Origin of the sequence: Agrobacterium albertimagni AOL15 (assembly GCF_000300855.1) — a bacterium.
GTDB lineage: Bacteria > Pseudomonadota > Alphaproteobacteria > Rhizobiales > Rhizobiaceae > Allorhizobium > Allorhizobium albertimagni.
This window is the reverse complement of sequence record NZ_ALJF01000022.1, coordinates 1-14,305: the sequence shown is the minus strand read 5'-3', so window position 1 is coordinate 14,305 and position 14,305 is coordinate 1. Positions and strand designations below refer to the sequence as shown.

General features: G+C 61.3%; 15 protein-coding genes. 3 read left to right on the top strand and 12 right to left on the bottom strand.

Annotated elements, in window-relative coordinates:
• Window positions 1-37 precede the first annotated feature (37 nt).
• Entirely contained in the window at window positions 38-622 is a 585-nt protein-coding gene (locus QWE_RS21810; RefSeq protein WP_006728349.1) for a bifunctional transcriptional activator/DNA repair enzyme AdaA, read from the bottom strand.
• 115 nt (window positions 623-737) lie between these two features.
• On the opposite strand from QWE_RS21810, the gene QWE_RS21805 reads away from it, so the two are divergent.
• Window positions 738-1,682, top strand: a complete 945-nt coding sequence (locus tag QWE_RS21805; protein ID WP_006728348.1) for a DMT family transporter — start codon at window positions 738-740, stop codon at window positions 1,680-1,682.
• Between the two features lie 82 nt (window positions 1,683-1,764).
• Here QWE_RS21805 and QWE_RS21800 read toward each other — a convergent pair whose 3' ends face one another.
• The 4 genes from QWE_RS21800 to QWE_RS21785 form a co-directional block, all read right to left on the bottom strand.
• Complete coding sequence (locus QWE_RS21800) at window positions 1,765-2,106, bottom strand: RidA family protein (protein ID WP_006728347.1); 342 nt, start codon at window positions 2,104-2,106, stop codon at window positions 1,765-1,767.
• Window positions 2,107-2,188: 82 nt separating this feature from the next.
• The gene (locus QWE_RS21795) at window positions 2,189-2,527 is read right to left on the bottom strand and encodes a protein tyrosine phosphatase family protein (protein WP_006728346.1); all 339 of its coding nucleotides are present in this window, start codon (window positions 2,525-2,527) and stop codon (window positions 2,189-2,191) included.
• A gap of 85 nt (window positions 2,528-2,612) precedes the next feature.
• Entirely contained in the window at window positions 2,613-3,440 is an 828-nt protein-coding gene (locus QWE_RS21790) for a DUF4432 family protein (protein WP_006728345.1), read from the bottom strand.
• Window positions 3,437-3,889 (bottom strand): MarR family winged helix-turn-helix transcriptional regulator, encoded by a 453-nt coding sequence (locus QWE_RS21785; RefSeq protein ID WP_240532599.1) that lies wholly within the window; start codon window positions 3,887-3,889, stop codon window positions 3,437-3,439. Before QWE_RS21785 ends, QWE_RS21790 begins: the two co-directional genes overlap by 4 nt.
• Before the next feature lie 187 nt (window positions 3,890-4,076).
• Between QWE_RS21785 and QWE_RS21780 the strand changes: the two genes are divergently transcribed.
• Together QWE_RS21780 and QWE_RS21775 are read left to right on the top strand one after the other, a co-directional pair.
• Window positions 4,077-5,432: a L,D-transpeptidase gene (locus tag QWE_RS21780; RefSeq protein WP_040300869.1), complete on the top strand. Its 1,356-nt coding sequence runs from the start codon at window positions 4,077-4,079 to the stop codon at window positions 5,430-5,432.
• Window positions 5,433-5,505: 73 nt separating this feature from the next.
• Complete coding sequence (locus QWE_RS21775; protein WP_157790749.1) at window positions 5,506-6,060, top strand: alpha/beta hydrolase; 555 nt, start codon at window positions 5,506-5,508, stop codon at window positions 6,058-6,060.
• Between the two features lie 18 nt (window positions 6,061-6,078).
• Here the strand turns inward: QWE_RS21775 and QWE_RS21770 are convergent, their stop codons facing one another.
• The 7 genes from QWE_RS21770 to QWE_RS21740 form a co-directional block, all read right to left on the bottom strand.
• Window positions 6,079-6,798 (bottom strand): ParA family protein, encoded by a 720-nt coding sequence (locus QWE_RS21770; RefSeq protein ID WP_006728341.1) that lies wholly within the window; start codon window positions 6,796-6,798, stop codon window positions 6,079-6,081.
• A gap of 359 nt (window positions 6,799-7,157) precedes the next feature.
• The gene (locus tag QWE_RS21765; RefSeq protein WP_006728340.1) at window positions 7,158-8,303 is read right to left on the bottom strand and encodes an iron-containing alcohol dehydrogenase; all 1,146 of its coding nucleotides are present in this window, start codon (window positions 8,301-8,303) and stop codon (window positions 7,158-7,160) included.
• Window positions 8,300-9,685 carry an aldehyde dehydrogenase family protein gene (locus QWE_RS21760; RefSeq protein ID WP_006728339.1) on the bottom strand — a complete coding sequence of 462 codons (1,386 nt, stop codon included), beginning with the start codon at window positions 9,683-9,685 and terminating at the stop codon, window positions 8,300-8,302. The genes QWE_RS21765 and QWE_RS21760 overlap by 4 nt, the downstream gene beginning before the upstream one ends.
• 104 nt (window positions 9,686-9,789) lie before the next feature.
• Window positions 9,790-11,157, bottom strand: coding sequence for a glutamine synthetase family protein (locus QWE_RS21755; RefSeq protein ID WP_006728338.1), 1,368 nt, complete (start codon window positions 11,155-11,157; stop codon window positions 9,790-9,792).
• Window positions 11,158-11,243: 86 nt separating this feature from the next.
• A complete protein-coding gene (locus QWE_RS21750; RefSeq protein ID WP_006728337.1) occupies window positions 11,244-12,284 on the bottom strand; it encodes a TRAP transporter substrate-binding protein in 1,041 nt (346 codons plus the stop codon).
• A gap of 105 nt (window positions 12,285-12,389) precedes the next feature.
• Entirely contained in the window at window positions 12,390-13,727 is a 1,338-nt protein-coding gene (locus QWE_RS21745; RefSeq protein WP_040300870.1) for a TRAP transporter large permease, read from the bottom strand.
• A gap of 8 nt (window positions 13,728-13,735) precedes the next feature.
• Window positions 13,736-14,305, bottom strand: a 570-nt coding sequence (locus QWE_RS21740; RefSeq protein WP_006728335.1) for a TRAP transporter small permease subunit, incomplete at its 5' end; no start/stop codon positions are given.

Below are 14,305 nucleotides of genomic sequence, written 5' to 3'. Positions count from 1 at the left end.
TGTGTTTGCGCAGAGGTCTCCGCGCAACAAGGGGCAATCACGATGGCCGTGTCGACGAACTCCGTTTGATCGCCGTCGGTGGTCGTTTGTAAACCTCCTGAAAAACGGCATTGAACCGCCTGACGCTTCCAAAACCCGCCTGCAGCGCAATCTCGGTGATCGCCAGATCCGTTCCGGTCAGCAAGCGCTTGGCGCGCTGAACCCGCGCCGTTTTCGCCACCTGCAGCGGGCTTGCGCCGAGATGCTTCTGAAACAGCCGCGAGAGATGCCGCCCGCCGACGCCGACGCGGGCCGCAAGCGCCTCGACGGTCGCATCCGGCGCATCGAGTGCCCCTTCGTCGCGGATCAGTCTTGCTGCTCGCTCTACGATTGCCGCACTGCCCTTCCAGGCCGGACTGAAAGGCGCCGTTTCCGGCCGACAGCGTAGGCACGGGCGATAGCCGGCCAGTTCGGCCGCCGCCGCACTCGGCAGGAATTCGATATTGCAGCGATAAGGCTGGCGCACCGGGCAGACGCAACGGCAATAGATCCCGGTTGTTCGAACGCCAATGAAGAATCGGCCGTCAAACTGCGGATCACGCGCAAGCCATGCCTGCTCACATTGGTGGATATCCAAGCTCATGATGCGAGATTACACCAGCGTTCGGAGCGTCAAAAGGACAGAGTCCGAATCCGGCGAGCAAACCACGGCTCGGCGGGCCACACATGGCCAACCGATCTACGACGGAACCTTTCGGATGCAGCAGAACCAATCCATGAGCCTCACCGGCTGGGCTCTACTCTTGGCACTGTCCGTTCTGTGGGGCGGCTCCTTCTTCTTTTCCAAAGTCGCTCTCTCTGAGCTTCCGCCGCTCACGGTGGTCCTGGCCCGCGTGGCGATCGCGACATTGGCTCTGCTTGTCTATTTGCGCATCCGCCGCCAGCCCATCCCCACAGACGCGGCCACCTGGACTGCCTTCTTCGGCATGGGGCTCCTCAACAACCTCATTCCCTTCACGCTTCTATCCTGGGGGCAGACCCAGATTGCCAGCGGTCTGGCCTCGATCCTCAACGCGACCACGCCGATCTTCTCAATCCTCGTCGCGCATTTTCTGACAGCAGACGAAGGCATGACTCGCAACAAGCTCGTGGGCATCGCGCTTGGATTTTCGGGTGTGGCGGTACTGATGGCCGGAAACGGCGTAAAGACCGAGGGCATTCCGCTTATGCCCGTCCTCGCCTGCCTCGGTGCGGCCCTGTCCTATGGCTTCGCGGGTGTCTTCGGGCGGCGGTTCCGGCGCATGGGCATCTCGCCGGCCACCAGTGCATTCGGCCAGGTGTTGGCGACAACGCTGCTGATGATACCCGTAGTTACGCTGATCGACATGCCCTGGCATCTGACAATGCCGGGAGTAACCACCATCGCAGCACTTCTTGGCCTAGGGCTGCTCTCCACGGCGCTCGCCTATATCCTGTTCTTCCACATCCTCTCGGTCGGCGGCGCGATCAACAGCTCCCTTGTTACGTTGCTGATCCCGGTCAGCGCTATCCTGCTTGGCTATCTGTTCCTCGGCGAAATACTGGCATCCAACCATTTTGCCGGCATGGTCCTCATAGCGCTTGGACTGCTCTCGATAGACGGACGCCTGTATCGCTGGCTTCTTGGCTGGCGACGCAAGTCCGGCACGACCGCGAAACCGTGAACCCTGAGCAAGCGCTTGAGAAAACAACAAAAAGGCCGGGATCGCTCCCGGCCTTTTGCATTCCAGACATTGCCCTGAAAGATCAGACAGCAGCCGTGACGATGAATTCGACCAGATAGTCCGGCGTCGCAAGCGGCGCACCGCTTGTTGCGCGGGCCGGCGGGTTGGCCGGGTCGATCCAGGCTTCCCAGACGGCGTTCATTTCGCCGAAGGTCGACATGTCCGAGAGGTAGATGATCGTCTGCAGGATCTTCGACTTGTCCGAACCGGCGGCAGCCAGCAGGCGGTCGACTTCGGCGAGTGCCGACTTCGACTGCTCGGTCACGGTCGAGCCTTCGCCAACCTGGCCTGCGAGGTAGACGGTGTTGCCGTGGACGACGGCGCCGCTCATGCGCTTGCCGGGCTCGATACGCTTGATGCTCATGGGGATACTCCTGCTTGAGACTGGTGAACGAAGACAGACGGCCGGAACGAGATGGTCCGGCCGCAAAATCGGAAATGGGAAATCAGCCGCGCTGGCGCTGTGCGTGTTCGTAGGTCGCCGTCGAGCGGGCGCCGGAACGGCAGTAGCCGAGCATCGGGCGCTCGAACTCTTCCAGCGCATCGACCATGTCGGCGACCGCGGCCGGCGTGACGCCCATCGGTCCGACCGGCACATGCTTGATCTTGAGGCCCAGTTCTTCGGCGCGTTTGGCAACCGCCGCGAATTCCGGCTGGCCGAACTCCTCGCCATCGGGGCGATGGCAGACGATGGACTTGAAGCCGAGCGCCTTGATCTCGTCGACCTCGTCGACTGTGATCTGGCCGCTGACCGAATATTCCTCGTTGATCTCACGGATGTTCATCGGGGCTCCTCGTCAGTTTCCTTGGGGCCAAACATCTACGACGGGCATCCCTGAGCGTCAATCGCGGGGGATCACCGATCGATCGTCAGACGAAGGAAAATGCAAGCCCGTAGTCGCGGCTTTCGCCCGGTTGCAGGATGGTGAATTCGCCGGCTGCCTCGAGCTCGGCACGCCCGACCCAGCGATGCGACACGGGCTCGATGCCGAGCACATGCGCAGGCGCTTTCTGGTTTCGCCACATCTGCAGATGCGGCAGCGTATCGGTTCGGAAACGGACCTTCAGCCGCTTGCCGCCGATCGCCGCGATCGGCCCCAGACGCAGTTCCGCCCAGCCGCCATGGCCTGCGGGCACGCAGAAGATGCCGCCGTCCGCTTCGCCGAAGGCCCAGGGAAAACCGCCGCCGTCGAGCATCGCCCCTTCGAGCAGCGTTTCGTCGTCGAAGTGCTTGGCGCCCAAATTCAAGTGATACATCAGAAAGGTCGGAAAGGCGGTTTCGCCGACGTTCACGACGGTATCGGAAAGCTGCACCTCGCCGCTCTCGGCCTTCAGGCGCCACTGCCGCCGCAACTGCGCATGGCCACCGGCCGCGAGTGTCACATCGACCACGGCCCGCGCCACGAGATCCTCCCCCTCGACCGTCATCTCGATCGAATGCGCCGGGCTGGCGGAGAATGAGCCATGCAGGGGATAGTGCCGGTCCGTACCCACGATCGGCTCGCGATGACGGATATGGTCGGGACCGCAGGTGAACAGGAATCCTTCCAGGGAATGATCGATTCGCGGATCGCCGTCATCGGGGATCGCCCGGCCGGGTGACAGATCGACGCCATCGACAACGCAGGAGCCGATATCGAATACCGAGCTTTCGTCGAGCGCCAGACGCGGTCCCCTGAGACCGGAAAAAGTGATCATGCAAGAGGTTCCTCGGCCTGCCGCTGCGGAGCCCTGAGGTGACCGGTGGAAATGAGATCCTCCAAGCCCACGAGCCCGCTATCGAGCGAGGAGAGATAGGCGATGTTGACGCTGCGCTCAAGCCACCGCTGGAAGGCACCCGCCTCGTCGGCAAGGCGCTCGAACCTGTGCTGCCCCTTATGCGTTAGAGACAGAAGTTCAAAGCGCCGATCCGATCGATCCTTCTTGCGAATGAGATAACCCTTGTCCTCCAGCACCTTCACGGCACGGCTGATTTTCGTCTTGGACAGACCCGAATGCGAAGAAATGGCTTTCGCTGTCGTCGGCGTGTGTTCGCCCAACGACCAGAGAACCTGCCATTCGGACCAGGACAGCTCGTCTTCCGGGCCGCAGAACTGCGTGAAGCCGTGGTCAACGCTTTCGGCCACGCGTAAAAGCCGGAAGGGCATGAATGCCTCCATCCTCAGTCTATCCTGCATTATCCCCCCTCAACCCGGCACTGCGACCCTGCATCCAGCCCGGTTATCTCTTCCGCCCCCACAGCGAGTTAACTCTAAATTCATTATGAATTCACCTTTTCCACATTAGTGTCAAATTTATCGCGTTTGTCGCCGGCTCAGACGAGGAATCCGCATCGTGTTCGACTTCAGGAAATCTAGCTTGATACTTGCGGTTTTGGCCGCCGCCTCCCTCACCTCGGTGAGCACTGCATCGGCACAATCGGTGTATGACGATCGCCACACCCAGATGGTGCTCGTCTCGCCGGAAGGCGATATCCTAGACTATGTCCCGGAAGTCGGCGAAGTCATGATCAGCCGCGACCGGATGGGCCGAACGGTGCTGATCGACCGCAGGGGCAATCTCGTCGCAACCGAGATCCCGGCGGAAAGCTATTACCCTCCGCGCCAGCGGGGTGGAAACCGCGGCCTGCCCGGCGTTTACGATCCCTATTCCGAGCCGGCGCCTGCGCCGCGGGGTTGGGATGACGACGTGACAACCGCGTCTATTCCTGATGTCGATCCGCGTGACAGTCTGCCGCTCGACGGCCTGCCTCAGGACATGCCGTATGGCGGCCCGGACCTTCCCGCCCCCGCCGACACAGCCCCGGCCCGCACGGTGACGCCGGAAATCCCGGTCAAAAGCAATCTCTCCCGCCTTGAGATCACCGCCCTGCAGGTGTTCCTCGACCGCGAAGGCATTTCGCCCGGCGTCATCGACGGCAAGATGGGCCAGAACGTCAACAAGGCGATCGTCGCCTGGGAGCAGATGACCGGCGAGACACTCGACCCGAACAACGCCGATGACATCCTGGAGCGCCTGCGCCTCTCCGGCGGCCTCGCGATCAAGAGCTATACGATCACCGCCGGCGATGCCGCCGGCCCGTTCGTTGCGTCGATCCCCGACGATTACGCCCACAAGGCACAGCTTCCGGCCCTGTCCTACACCTCGACGGCCGAGATGCTCGCCGAGCGCTTCCACATGGACGAGGGCTATCTGCGCGAACTCAACCCCGGCGTCGATTTTTCGATCCCGGGCACGACGATCAAGGTGGTCGAGCCGGGCCCGTACAAGAAGGGCAACGTCACACGCATCGTCGCCAACAAGGGTCTGAAGCAGGTCTTTGCCTATGGCGAAGATGGTGGCCTCATTGCCGCCTACCCGGCCAGCATCGGCTCCGCAGACACCCCTTCCCCGTCCGGCACGGTCACGATCGAAAGAATCGCTCTCAATCCGGGCTACACCTACAATCCGAAGATCAATTTCCAGCAGGGCAACAACACCCAGGTCCTGCAGATTCCGCCGGGGCCGAACGGCCCTGTCGGAACGGTCTGGCTGGCGCTCTCCAAGCCCACTTACGGCATTCACGGCACGCCCGAGCCTTCCAAGATCGGCCGCACCCAGAGCCATGGCTGTATTCGCCTGACCAACTGGGACGCCACGGAACTGGCCAAGATGGTGAAGCCGGGCGTAACGGTGGAATTTGTGGAGTAACGGCGAAGGCGCTCGCGAAATTGCGGGCTTCTGCACAGTCTACCGTAAGGTCGGGAGCCCACTCCAGCCGCTGGTGTTTCTGCACGGCAGCAACAACAACGAACTCTCGCTGGCAGACTTTGCGAGAGAAGTGGCGTCTCTCCGACCCCAGTATATCCCGCGGGGCCGCGAGCCCTCCGGCCCCTCCTTTACCTTCTTTAGAAGGCGTAAGGACGGCTCCATCGAGGAGAACCTCAAAGCGCGGACAGAAGAACTGTCACGCCTGCTGTTCGAGGTAGCGCAGAGGCATGGGCAACCGGCACTGCTGATCGGCTTCTCGAGCGGCGCGATAACAGCAGCGGCACTGATGGCAAGGCACCCCGCTCCAGCGGCAGGTGCCATCTTGCTTCGCCCACAAATTCCTTTCGCCGAAAACTGCTTTCCTGACCTGACCGGGACGCCAGTGCTGATCGTGTCAGCGAGAAATGATGAAAGGCGCAAGCGATCGGACGCGGCCGGTCTCGTCAATCTGCTGATGGCCGCGAATGCTGAAGCCGAGTGGCACGAGCTGGCATGCGGCCACGGACTTGATCCTGAAGGTGGTGACATAGAACTAACCCGCGCTTGGCTCGCCAAACGCGGGTCGTAATTTCCTGGGTTCCAAGTTTCAGGCGGCTGATCGCACCAGACGGAAGAGGCGGCGCGGCTCGCTGGAGCGGATCACCTTGACCGGCAGCAGGCGCATGACCTCGGTGGCGAAGGCCTTGGCATTGTCCTGAGCCTTGTCGAGATTGCTGATCTTCGCCGTATCCATCGAATACAGCGTGCCACCACAGTCGAAGATCTCGCGATATGCACTGCGCTCGGCAATCGGCGTGTTGATGACATTGACGCCGCGGGCAGCCAGCAGCCCCTTGATGGTCAGAAGCGCGCGCGTCGTCACCATGGAGGTGACACGTGTGAGAACGACCGAATGCGGAATGACGAGGTTGCCCGCATCTTCCATCAGCTTGATCAGGTCGAGGATCTGGGCGCCACCCTTGGCATCCATGGCGCAACCCTGGACCGGGATCATCACATGGTCGGAGAGGCCGATCGCGGTCGTGACCATGGCGTCGCGCGCACCGGCCAGATCCATGATGATGTAGTCGTTGCTGCGCGACAGCTCGCGGATATGTCCCTGGACGGAAGCGACCGTCACCTCGGAGATCACTTCGATATTGCGCTGCGGACCCGAGATCTCGTGCCACTGGGTGATCCAGCGCTGCGGATCGGCATCAAGGATGGCGACGCGGTATCCCTGATGGGCCAGTTCGGTGGCAAGCAGGAGGGCTGCGGTGGTCTTGCCGGCACCACCCTTGGCATTGGCGAAAGAAATGACTGGCATGCTGTTTCCTTGGGAGGTCGGATCCGAGCGGCTCATCGCTCTTGGGCTACCTGCGTCATCGGTGCCCCATGCAGCCATCATGGCTGAAACATGGTTAACAAAAAGGAAACATCCACCTGCCACCCCTCCCCCATATTGGGGAGAAGCGATGGAAAAACATAGCATATTCGCAGATAGGAATGAGCAGGAAAGCACTTGGCCTACCGGGAATTGCCATCCAAAGGCAGCATCCGGGCCCGCGCTGTTCTGGCCCGATTACCGACACCCTTTGAAAGGCGCGGGCGGCGGACGTCATTGCATCTCATGAAAAATGGCCCCGGCACGCCGTGCCGGAGCCATGCAGTTACTGACCGAATATCTCAGAAGCAGTCGGCGAAGAGCTGCTTGGTATTCTCCAGCGTCATCTTGACCGGATTGCCGCCGGCGCTCGGATCCTCGATTGCCATGGCCGAGAGCTCGTCGATCCGGTCATTGGCGATGCCCATGGCCGTCAGATCGGCCGGCACGTTGAGCTCGGCGCGAAGAGCGAGCACATAGTCATAGAAGCCGTCGAAGCCGCCGGCGATGCCGAGATAGGCCGCCGCCCGCTCGATACGGTCCTCGATCACGTGACGGTTGAACTTCAGCACCGGCGGCATGACAACGGCGTTCGTCATCCCGTGATGGGTGTTGTAGACGGCGCCGATCGGATGCGACAGCGCGTGGATGGCGCCGAGCCCCTTCTGGAAGGCAACGGCGCCCATGGCAGCCGCCGACATCATGTTGGTGCGCGCCTCAATGTCCGTGCCGTCGTGATAGGCGCGCGGCAGAAATTCCTTGACCAGCCGCATGCCCTCAAGCGCGATGCCCTGGCTCATCGGATGGTAGAAGGGCGAGGAATAGGCTTCCAGGCAGTGCGCAAAGGCATCCATGCCGGTACCGGCCGTAATCATTTTCGGCATGCCGACGGTCAGCTCCGGATCGCAGATGACGACACCGGGCAGGAACTTCGGATGGAAGATGATCTTCTTCACATGCGTCTCGGAGTTCGTGATGACGGAGGCGCGGCCGACTTCCGAACCGGTGCCAGCCGTTGTCGGCACGGCAACGATCGGCGCGATCGCGTCGGAATTGGCGCGTGTCCACCAGTCGCCGATATCCTCGAAATCCCAGACCGGCCGGGTCTGGCCAGCCATGAAGGCGACGCACTTGCCGAGATCGAGGCCCGAGCCGCCACCGAAGGCGACAACGCCGTCGTGGCCGCCATCCTTGTAGGCCTTGATGCCGGCTTCGAGGTTCTTCTCATTCGGGTTCGGATCGACATCGGCAAAGAGCGCGCGACCGAGACCGGCCTCTTCCAGCACCTCAAGTGCCGTCTGGGTGATCGCCATCGGGGCAAGCCCCCGGTCGGTGATCAAGAGCGGCTTCTTCATGCCGAGCGACTTGCAAGCGTCCGCCAGTTCCTTGATGCGGCCACGTCCCATCTTGATGGCGGTTGGATAGCTCCAATTGGCGACGATGTTCATTTCGTGACTTTCTTCAAGTGATAGGATTTCGGACGGGTGAGGTTCTGGAAGCCGAGCACGGAGAGCGAGCCGCCCTTGCCGGTTTCCTTGACGCCGGTCCAGCAGAGCGCCGGGTCGAGATAGTCGGCACGATTCATGAACACAGTACCCGTTTCGATGTCGCGGCCAATGCGCGCGGCGCGCTCGGGATCCTGCGTCCAGAGCGACGCGGTGAGGCCATAGGGGCTGTCGTTCATCAGTTCGAGCGCCTCGCCGTCGCCCTTGACCTTCATGATGCCGACAGCCGGGCCAAAGGTTTCGTCCTTCATGAAGGCCATGGAGTGATCGACGTTCACCAGGATCTGCGGCATGATATAGGCACCGCCGTCATCGGCCGGGAAGAGCTTCGGATCGACAAGTGCCTTCGCGCCCTTCGAGACGGCATCGGCGATCTGCTCGCGCACCACCTTGGCGAAGCGCTTATTGGCCATGGGCCCGAGCGTCGTGTCCGGATCGAGCGGATTGCCGAGCTTGTAGTTCGACACCCAGGCAACCGACTTGTCGACGAAGGCATCGTAGAGGCTTTCATGCACATAGATGCGCTCGATACCGCAGCAGCACTGGCCGGAATTATAGGTCGCGCCATCCATCAGCGTATCGACGGCAGCCTCCAGGTCGGCGTCTTCCATGACGTAGCCGGGATCCTTGCCGCCGAGCTCGAGCCCGAGACCGGCAAAAGTGCCGGCAGCGGCACGCTCGATCGAACGCCCGCCTTCGACCGACCCGGTGAAGTTGATGAAGTTGAAATTACCGGCCGCGATCAGGGCGGACGTCGTGGCATGGTCGAGGAAGAGATTGATGAAGACATCATCGGGAACGCCCGCCTCGACGAAAGCGCGCACCATGCGCTCGCCGACGAGAAGCGTCTGGGTAGCATGCTTGATGACGACGGTGTTGCCCGCCATCAGCGCCGGCGCGATCGTGTTGATCGCGGTCATGTAGGGATAGTTCCAAGGCGCGATGACGAAGACGACGCCATGCGGCTCGCGCTCGATCCGGCGCTCGAACGTGTCGCTGGCTTCCACGACCAGCGGCGCAAGAGAGTCGGCAGCGATGGCTGCTACATAGTTCGAGCGCTCATTGAAGCCCTTGTATTCACCGCCGTAGCGCACCGGACGGCCCATCATATGGGCGAGTTCCGGCACCACTTCATCGGCCATCTCGTTGAGACGGGCAACGCCCTTCAGAACCAGCTGCACGCGGTCTTCCAGCGGTCGGCGCGCCCAGGCCTTCTGCGCCTTACGGGCGCGGGCCACAGCCTCGGTCGCCGCTTCCAGCGACATGGCCGGACGTTCCGCGTAAACCGATCCGTCGATCGGCGAAATGCATTGGATCATGGTCATGATCGTCTTCCTGTTGTTCTAGAACGAGATGACAGCGGCCGCAGCCGCTGTCCTTGTTTCCACCCTTACGCCGGGGATGGTGGCGGGCTCAAGGCCGCCTTTGGTCACGCCCGTTCGAAGCCGCGCGCAACCTCCCAGTCCGTGATCCGACGATCATATTCTTCCTGCTCCCACTCCGCAGCACGAACATAGTGATCGACGACGTCATCGCCGAAAGCAGCCCGCAGCATCTGCGATCCGCGAAGCGTTTCCGCAGCCGCCCGCAAAGTACGAGGAATCTCGCGAGCCTCCTTTGCGCCGTAAGCATCGCCCGAGAATTCCGGCTCCAGCGCCATCTTCTTCTCGATGCCGTCGATCCCGGCCGCGAGCAGTGCTGCCATGGCGAGATACGGGTTGAGATCGGAACCACCCACGCGGCATTCGACGCGGATGCCCTTGCTCGCCTCGCCGCACAAACGGTAGCCGGCGGTGCGGTTGTCCTTCGACCAGATCGCCTTGGTCGGCGCAAATGTGCCGGCGACAAAGCGCTTGTAAGAGTTGATGTAGGGAGCGAGGAAGTAGGTGAAGTCGCTGGCATGGGCTAGAAGCCCGGCCATGTAGTGCTTCATCGTCTCCGACATGCCGTATTCACCGTCCTTGTCGAAGAACAGCGGCGTCTTGCCATCGGCCGACCAGAGAGACTGATGGATATGCGACGAGGAGCCGGCGGCATTGTAATGCCACTTGGCGAGGAAGGTGATGGCCTTGCCCTTTGACCAGGCGATCTCCTTGCAGCCATTCTTGATGATCACGTGCCGGTCGGCCATGGTGAGCACGTCGGCATAACGGACATTGATCTCTTCCTGGCCGGCGGAGGCCTCGCCCTTGGAATTCTCGACCGGAATGCCGGCTCCCTGCAGACCCTTTCGGATCGCCCGCATCACGTCCTCTTCCTTGGTCGTCTGGAAGATATGATAATCCTCGTTGTAGCCCGAGACCGTCTTCAGGTCGCGATAGCCGGAAAGCCGCGCGTCGTCATAGGTCTGAGCGAAGAGGAAGAATTCGAGTTCGGTCGCCATAAAGGCCTTCATGCCCATGGCTTCAAGCCGGGCGACCTGCTTCTTCAGGATTGCGCGCGGCGAATGCGGCACTTCGGCATGGGTGGCATGGTCGAGCATGTCGCAGAGAACCAGCGCCGTGCCTTCGAGCCAGGGGATCCGGCGAAGCGTCGAAAGATCGGGCTTCATCGTATAGTCGCCGTAGCCCTTCTCCCAGCTTGTCGCCTTGTAGCCGGAGACGGTTTCCATCTCCATGTCGGTGGCGAGCAGGTAGTTGCAGCTATGGGTTTCCTTGTAAGCGCTCTCGACGAAGAACTCCGCCTGGAACCGCTTGCCCATCAATCGGCCCTGCATGTCCACCTGACACGCCAGAACCGTGTCGATGCGCCCTTCTGCGACGTCTTTTTTCAACTCTTCGAATGTGTAAGTGGTCATCTCGGTGTTCCCAGGGCAGCGATTGGCTCATGCCGTCTTGTTTTGTGAAGGCGACCCGGCAGAAGCCGGATCGCCATGTCGTGTGATCAGCCGTAGCGATAGGGCTTGCCGGCTTTTTCCATGTCGGAATTGTACTTCTTGAGGATCTCCACGACCTTGCCGGTGCGCTCGGTCTGCTTGGCGACTTCGTCCCAGAAGACGAGGGCCGCATCTTCGACCGACTTCCATTCGGCATCCGGGATGCTGGTGAGTTCCAGGCGGCCACCCTCGGCACGAAGGCGGGCTTCGCCACCCCAGTACCAGTGCAGACGCTTGTAGTGCGAGGAATCCATGCACATCTGCCACAGGGTCTGCAGGTGTGGCGGGACCTCGTTCCAGCGATCGGCATTGGCGAAGAACGAACCGCACCAGCCGCCCGACACATTGTTGGTCAGGAAGTACTTGGTGACATCGACCCAGCCCGAGGTGAAGACTTCGGTGATGCCGGACCAGGCGATCGCGTCGATTTCACCCGTCTGCATGGCAACCGGCACATCTTCGAACGGAATGGTGACAGGCACGACGCCGAATTGCGACAGGAACTGACCGGCCGTCGGGAAAGTGAAGACGCGCAGGCCCTTCAGGTCATCGAGTTTGGTGATCGGCTTGTTGGTGGCGAAGTTGCACGGGTCCCAGGCGCCGGCGGAGAGCCACTTCACGCCCACTTCCGAATAGGCCTGATCCCAGATTTCGGCGAGGCCGTATTCGTAAAACAGCGTCGGCACATCAAGGCTGTAGCGCGAGGCGAACGGGAAGTAGCCACCGAAGACCTTGATATCAACAGGCGAGTTCATCGAGTCGTCGTCCGACTGGACGGCGTCGATCGTGCCGGCCTGCATGGCGCGGAAGAGCTCGCCTGTGGGCACGAGCTGGTCTGCCGTGAACAGCTGTATCTCCATTTCCCCGTTGGCCGCCTTGTTGAAGGCGTCGACCGCAGGCCGGATGACGAATTCGGCGAGTGCCGCACCGGCATAGGTCTGCAGGCGCCAGGTGATCTTGGCGTTCTGCGCCTTGACGTAAGGGGCTGCCAGAACGGCAGGGGTCGCCATGGCGGCCGTCTTCAGGAATGAACGTCTGCTGTTGGTCATGTTGTTTCCCTCTGTTCTTCGTTTCTTTTGAAGCCCGCAGGACCTGAGGTCCGGCGGGTAGTCCTGGTGCCGGGCCCGTTTGCCGGGCCTCTTGTCATTCGAACGCTAACCTCTGAGGTAGATCTGGCTCGGCAGCCATGTCGCGATCTGCGGGAAGATCATGATGATCACCATGCCGAGCATCATGATCAGGACGAACGGTAGGACCGATCGGTAGATATCGATGAGCCGGATGTCGGGTGGCGCCATCGCCTTCATCAGGAAGAGATTGTAGCCGAAAGGCGGGGTCATGTAGGCGATCTGGCAGGTGATCGTGTAGAGCACGCCGTACCAGATGAGCGCGTTATCGACACCGAGATCGAGCTTGCCGACGAGCGGAATGTAGAGCGGTGCGACGATGACGAGCATCGCCGTGTCGTCGAGAAACGCCCCCATCACCAGGAAGGACAGCTGCATGATGATCAGGATCTGCCATGGCGTGAGACCGATATCACGCACCAGCAAAGTCTCGATTGCCCTGACGGCTCCCAGCCCATCGAAGACGGCGCCGAAGCAGAGCGCGGCGAGGATGATCCACATAAACATGCAGGAAATGCCAAGCGTCTGCTCGAGCACCCGGTTCCAGACTGCCTTGGAAAGGCGTCCCTTGTACCAGGCTGCAAACAGGGCGCCGAGCGCACCGACCGCCGAGCTCTCCACGAGGCTGGTGATGCCCATCAGGAAGAGGCCCATCATCAGGAAGAAGATGAGAAACGGCAGAATGCCGGCTCTGAGCAGCTTCAGCTTTTCGACCATCGGCATGTCGCGCTCTTCCTTTGGAAGGGCTGGACCGAGAGCCGGATTGAGCCGGCAGCGGATGATGATGTAGAGGCAGAACATCGTCGCAAGCATCAGCCCCGGGAAGACACCCGCTAGCCAGAGCTGGCTCACCGGCTGGCGCGCGATCATGCCGTAAAGCACCAGCACCACGCTCGGCGGGATCAGGATCCCGAGCGAACTGCCGGCCTGGATGACGCCGGAGACCATGATCTTGTCGTAGCCACGGCGCAAAAGTTCCGGCAGCGCGATCGAGGCCCCGATGGCCATACCGGCTACGGACAGGCCATTCATCGCCGAAATCACCACCATCAGCCCGATCGTACCGACGGCAAGCCCCCCCGGCATGCCGCCGAACCACACGTGGAAGGCCTTGTAGAGGTCTTCCGCAATGCCGGATTCCGACAGCATGTAGCCCATGTAGATGAAGAGCGGCAGCGTCAGCAGCGGATACCACTTCATCAGCTTCATGCCGGCCGAGAAGCCCATCTCGAAGCCGCCATTGCCCCAGAGCACGGCCGCCGCCACGACGCCGACGAACCCGATCGTCGCAAAAACGCGCTGCCCTGTGAGCATCGACATCATCATCGACGAGAACATGAGCAGCGCTATCATTTCATAGCTCAGAAAACCGCTCATGCGATCGGCCTCCCCATCGCGACGGCAAGGTCCTTGATGAAGATCGACGTCGCCTGCAGGAAGGTCAGGAAGATACCGATGACCATGACGATCTTCACGGGTGCCATGTAGGGCGACCAGGAGGAATAGCTGGTCTCACCATATTGCAGCGCATAGGAGGTGCTCGACACCCCGCCCCAGAGCAGGAAGAAGAGATAAACGAAGAGCATCATGATCGTGATCACATCGACGACGGCCTTGGTCTTCGGCGACCAGCGGCCGTAAAGCAGGTCCATGCGCACATGGCTGTCGAGCTGCAGCGAATAGGCACCGCCGAGCAGATAGTAGCCGGCCATGACGAACTGCGCCATTTCCAGCGTCCAGTGCGCTGGCAGGAACAGGCCTTTCGAGATGGACGAATAGAGCAGGATGCCCATCATGACGAAGACGCCATACATGACGATCCGGCCAACGCGGCGATTGAAAGCATCCACGATACGCACATAGGTTTGCAGGGCTTGCAGCATCAGTTTACCGCCAGCCCGGAACGCTTGAGCGGTCCTCGTCTCATCATCTCGTATGCCGGC

What these genes read in the sequence shown, in the direction of transcription:
- QWE_RS21810 (WP_006728349.1), bottom strand. Translation starts at nt 622, where the DNA reads ATGAGCTTGGATATCCACCAATGTGAGCAGGCATGGCTTGCGCGTGAT.
- QWE_RS21805 (WP_006728348.1), top strand. Translation starts at nt 738, where the DNA reads ATGCAGCAGAACCAATCCATGAGCCTCACCGGCTGGGCTCTACTCTTG.
- QWE_RS21800 (WP_006728347.1), bottom strand. Translation starts at nt 2,106, where the DNA reads ATGAGCATCAAGCGTATCGAGCCCGGCAAGCGCATGAGCGGCGCCGTC.
- QWE_RS21795 (WP_006728346.1), bottom strand. Translation starts at nt 2,527, where the DNA reads ATGAACATCCGTGAGATCAACGAGGAATATTCGGTCAGCGGCCAGATC.
- QWE_RS21790 (WP_006728345.1), bottom strand. Translation starts at nt 3,440, where the DNA reads ATGATCACTTTTTCCGGTCTCAGGGGACCGCGTCTGGCGCTCGACGAA.
- QWE_RS21785 (WP_240532599.1), bottom strand. Translation starts at nt 3,889, where the DNA reads ATGCCCTTCCGGCTTTTACGCGTGGCCGAAAGCGTTGACCACGGCTTC.
- QWE_RS21770 (WP_006728341.1), bottom strand. Translation starts at nt 6,798, where the DNA reads ATGCCAGTCATTTCTTTCGCCAATGCCAAGGGTGGTGCCGGCAAGACC.
- QWE_RS21765 (WP_006728340.1), bottom strand. Translation starts at nt 8,303, where the DNA reads ATGAACATCGTCGCCAATTGGAGCTATCCAACCGCCATCAAGATGGGA.
- QWE_RS21760 (WP_006728339.1), bottom strand. Translation starts at nt 9,685, where the DNA reads ATGACCATGATCCAATGCATTTCGCCGATCGACGGATCGGTTTACGCG.
- QWE_RS21755 (WP_006728338.1), bottom strand. Translation starts at nt 11,157, where the DNA reads ATGACCACTTACACATTCGAAGAGTTGAAAAAAGACGTCGCAGAAGGG.
- QWE_RS21750 (WP_006728337.1), bottom strand. Translation starts at nt 12,284, where the DNA reads ATGACCAACAGCAGACGTTCATTCCTGAAGACGGCCGCCATGGCGACC.